Source organism: Rhizobacter sp. P3_B12 (assembly GCF_056402895.1).
In genome coordinates this window covers 1-3667 of record NZ_JBFUGN010000626.1, presented here as the reverse complement: position 1 = coordinate 3667, position 3667 = coordinate 1, and the positions used below count along the sequence as shown (strand labels likewise).

At 69.0% G+C, this 3667-nt stretch carries 4 protein-coding genes; 1 reads left to right on the top strand and 3 read right to left on the bottom strand.

Going from position 1 to position 3667, the window contains the following annotated elements; all coding sequences use genetic code 11:
• Positions 1-162: 162 nt before the first annotated feature.
• The 3 genes from AC1D01_RS24980 to AC1D01_RS24970 all read right to left on the bottom strand — a co-directional run bounded on the left by AC1D01_RS24980 (position 163) and on the right by AC1D01_RS24970 (position 3340).
• Positions 163-963, bottom strand: coding sequence for a response regulator (locus AC1D01_RS24980; RefSeq protein WP_477871156.1), 801 nt, complete (start codon positions 961-963; stop codon positions 163-165).
• 5 nt (positions 964-968) lie between these two features.
• Positions 969-2801 carry a PAS domain S-box protein gene (locus AC1D01_RS24975; RefSeq protein WP_477871154.1) on the bottom strand — a complete coding sequence of 611 codons (1833 nt, stop codon included), beginning with the start codon at positions 2799-2801 and terminating at the stop codon, positions 969-971.
• A gap of 140 nt (positions 2802-2941) precedes the next feature.
• Entirely contained in the window at positions 2942-3340 is a 399-nt protein-coding gene (locus AC1D01_RS24970) for a carboxymuconolactone decarboxylase family protein (protein WP_477871152.1), read from the bottom strand.
• A 173-nt stretch (positions 3341-3513) separates the two neighbouring features.
• On the opposite strand from AC1D01_RS24970, the gene AC1D01_RS24965 reads away from it, so the two are divergent.
• Positions 3514-3667: helix-turn-helix domain-containing protein (locus AC1D01_RS24965; protein WP_477871158.1), on the top strand; the 154-nt coding region annotated here is incomplete at its 3' end.

Sequence of the window (3667 nt, the reverse complement as noted above, 5' to 3'; positions counted from 1 at the left end):
CACCACACCCACGCTCATGGCCTCGATGCGCCGCCGGCCGGTGTGGTGCACAGCCACCCGCATCGTCACGAGCCGATGCGCCATGCACACCCGCACGTCCCCGACGAGCACCATCGGCACTCGCATTGAGGTGATCTCGCTATCGGTCCATCCTGCGAGCCCTCAACGGCGCACGCAGGCCTCGATCTCGGCCAGCAGCAGCGCCGGCTCCAGCGGCCGCAGCAGGTAGCGGAAGGCACCGAGCTCCAGCCCCAGTTGGCGCGAGGCCTCGTTCCAGTGTGTCGACGACAGGAAGATGAACGGGATGTCGCGCAGCCGCGGGTCGGCCTTCACGCTGCGGATGAAGTCGAAGCCGGTGCCCTCGCTCATGCCGACGTCCGAGATGATCAGCRCCGGCAGCCGCTCGCGCGCCATCTGCAGCGCGAGGCCCGGCGTCAATGCCGTCAACACCTCGTAGCCGTGCGGCTGCAGCAGGTCGCGCTTGAGTTCGAGGTTGATCGGCGAATCGTCGACCACCAGGATGGTGGCGATGGGCACCACCGGCCGGTGAGGCGCGGCGGGCGCCGTGCCGGGCGCCTCGTTCGACCGGCGCAGGCCGGCCGGCAGCAGCTGGTTGACCGCCTCGATGAMASTCAGAGGCTCGAGCGGCTTCGAGATGTAGCCATCGAAGCCCTGTGCCAGCACGCGTTCGCGGTCGCCCACCATCGCGAACGCGGTCACCGCGACCAGGGGCACCTCGCGCAGCACGGGGTCGGCCTTGGCCAGGCGCGCGAACTCCATGCCGTCGATCTCGGGCATCTGGATGTCGCACAGGATCAGGTCGGGCTTCTCGCGCCGCGCGATGTCCAGCCCGACGCGCCCGTCGACCGCCTTCAGCGTCTCGAAGCCGAAGGCGCGCAGCAGGTAGTCCATCAGCTCGCGGTTCATCGCGTTGTCTTCGACGATCAGCACCCGTGCGCCCATGCCGGTCAGTCCTGCGCGATCGGCAGCACCAGCGTGAAGCAGCTGCCCCGGCCGACCTCGCTGCTCAGCTCGATGCGCCCGCCCAGCAGCTCGGCCAGCTTGCGGCTCAGGTACAGGCCGAGGCCGGTGCCCTCGGTGCGCGCCCGCGCGGCACTGCTGCCCACCCGTGCGAAGGCCTGGAACAGCGTGGCCTGGTCCTGCGCCGAGATGCYGGCACCGGTGTCGGCCACCGCCAGCTCGACGCAGCGGTCCGCGTCGCGGCTCTTGAAGCCGACCGTCACCGACACCGTGCCCGCCTCGGTGAACTTGATCGCGTTGTTCACGAGGTTGATCAGGATCTGGTGCACCGCGCGGCGGTCGGTGCGCATCTCGAGCGCGCCATCGGGCATCTGCACCAGCAGGCGCAGCCCCTTGCCCTCGGCCACCGGCCGCAGCGTGGCCGCCACCTCGTCCACCAGCGAGCGGCAGGCCACCGGGACCAGCTGCATCTGCACGTTGCCGGAATCGATCTTCGCCAGGTCGAGCASRTCGTTGATCAGCGACAGCAGGTGCTTGGCGCTCGACTGCACCATGCTCAGCTGCTTCTCCTGGTCGGGCGTCAGCGGCCCCGGCAGCTTCATCAGCAGCAGGCCGGTGAAGCCGATCACCGCGTTCAGCGGCGTGCGCAGCTCGTGGCTCATGGTCGCGAGGAACTTGTCCTTGGCCTGGTTGGCCCGCTCGAGCTCGACGTTCTTCTCCTGCAGCGCATGCTCGACGCGCCGGCGCTCGGTGATGTCGCGGATCGAGCTGCTGACCAGCGTGCCGTCCTCGGTCTCCAGCGGGCTCAGGCTGATCTCGACCGGAAACTCCGAGCCGTCGCGCCGCCGCCCGTGCAGCTCCAGGCCTTCGCCCATCGAGCGCACCTTCGGGTCGGCGATGAAGCGCGTGCGGTGCCCCGGGTGGTTGCCGCGGAAGCGTTCGGGCACCAGCAGGTCCACCGACTGGCCCAGCAGTTCGGCGCGTGGGTAGCCGAACAGCCGCTCGGTCTGCGTGTTGACCAGCACGATGTGGCCGTTGCGATCGACGATGACGATGGCATCGGGGGCCGATTCGAGCAGGCCGCGGAACTTCTGCTCGGCCTTGCGGCGGTAGGTCATGTCGCGAATCGCGCTCATGCCCATGCGCCCGGCCTCGGTCTCCAGCGGGCTCAGGCTGATCTCGACCGGGAACTCCTCGCCGCTCTTGCGCAGCCCGTACAGCTGCAGCCCCAGGCCCATCTCGCGCGTGCGCGACTGCGCCATGTAGTGCGCCCGGTGCCCGACGTGCGCACCGCGAAAGCGCTCGGGCATCAGCATCTCCAGCGGCCGGCCGGCGATCTCGTCGCGCCGGTAGCCGAACACCGCCTCGGCCTGGCCGTTGACGAACACGATGCGGCCGATGTCGTTGACGATCACGATCGCGTCCGGCGTCGACTCGAGCAGGCCGCGGTAGCGGGTGTCGATCAGGCCGGCATCGCGCCGCATCTTCATGTGGGTGACGTCGGCCATGCGGTGCAGGTGGCCGCCGCCCTGGCCGGCCACCGGCTCCAGCATCCGCGTCGACGCCAGCACGTAGATCAGCGAGCCGTCCCGGCAGCGGCGCACCACCTCGCGGCTGCGCTCGTCGCCCGCCGGCTCCGGCGAGTCCGCGGGCGCCAGCAGCTCCGGGAGCAGCCGGCCGATCGCCTCATCGCGCCGGTAGCCGAACATCGCCTCGGCCGCCGGGTTCCACCAGGTGACGCGGCCGTCGTCCCCGGTGGCGATCAAGGCATCAGGCGACTCCTGCGAGAGTCGCGCGGCCAGCGGGTCGGCTGTCGTCATGGCGAGTCCTCCCCGCACGGCGGCCGAAACAGCGCGAGGGCCGCGTGCAGTACGTTGTTGTCGATGCAAACCGACAGCATTGGGCACCTTGCCCGGCGGTTGCGCAAGAGGCGCGAGCCGGCACCGATCGACGGACACCGCTAGTCGGAACCCACGGGCAGTGGAATACCCGACTCTGCGAAGACTTCTCGCACAACCGCCAGGCCGTTGAGTGCCGCCGGGAATCCCGCGTAGACGGCCATCTGCATCACCACCTCGACGATTTCATTTGGCGAGCAACCGACATGAAGGGCGGCGTGCACGTGCACCCGAAGTTGAGGCTGAGCGTGACCGAGGGCACACAGCGCCGCGACCGTGGCGAGTTCGCGTTCGCGCAGGCCCAGCCCCTTGCGCGCATAGATGTCGCCGAACGGGAACTCGACGATGTAGCGCGCGAAATCGGGAAAGGATTTCGCCAGCCCCTCTACGACCGCCAAGCCCGCGGGGCCGTCCACGGTAGCCAGCATGGCGGCGCCGCGTTCGTAGCGGTCGGCGCTCATCGTGCGGCTCCATGGGGCTCAGCGGCAACGTTGGCGGTGGAGCAGATGGCAGCGAGGCTGCCTGCGGCGATGAGATGTCTGATGGTCATGAGCGGCTCCTGAATTCCGATGCAAGCCACTGTAGGAGCAGGTCATGGCATGGGGAATGACCCAGTTCGTGATACCTTTTTGGTATGTCATCGCGCCTGGATTCACGCTCTCTCGCACTCTTCCTGGCGGTGGCCGACACGTCGAGCTTCCGGCAGGCCGCCGAGACGCTGCACGTGTCCCAACCGCCGTTGAGCCGTGCGATTCGTGAACTCGAGGAGCGGCTGGGTGCACGCCTGT

What these genes read in the sequence shown, in the direction of transcription:
- AC1D01_RS24970 (WP_477871152.1), bottom strand. Translation starts at nt 3,340, where the DNA reads ATGAGCGCCGACCGCTACGAACGCGGCGCCGCCATGCTGGCTACCGTG.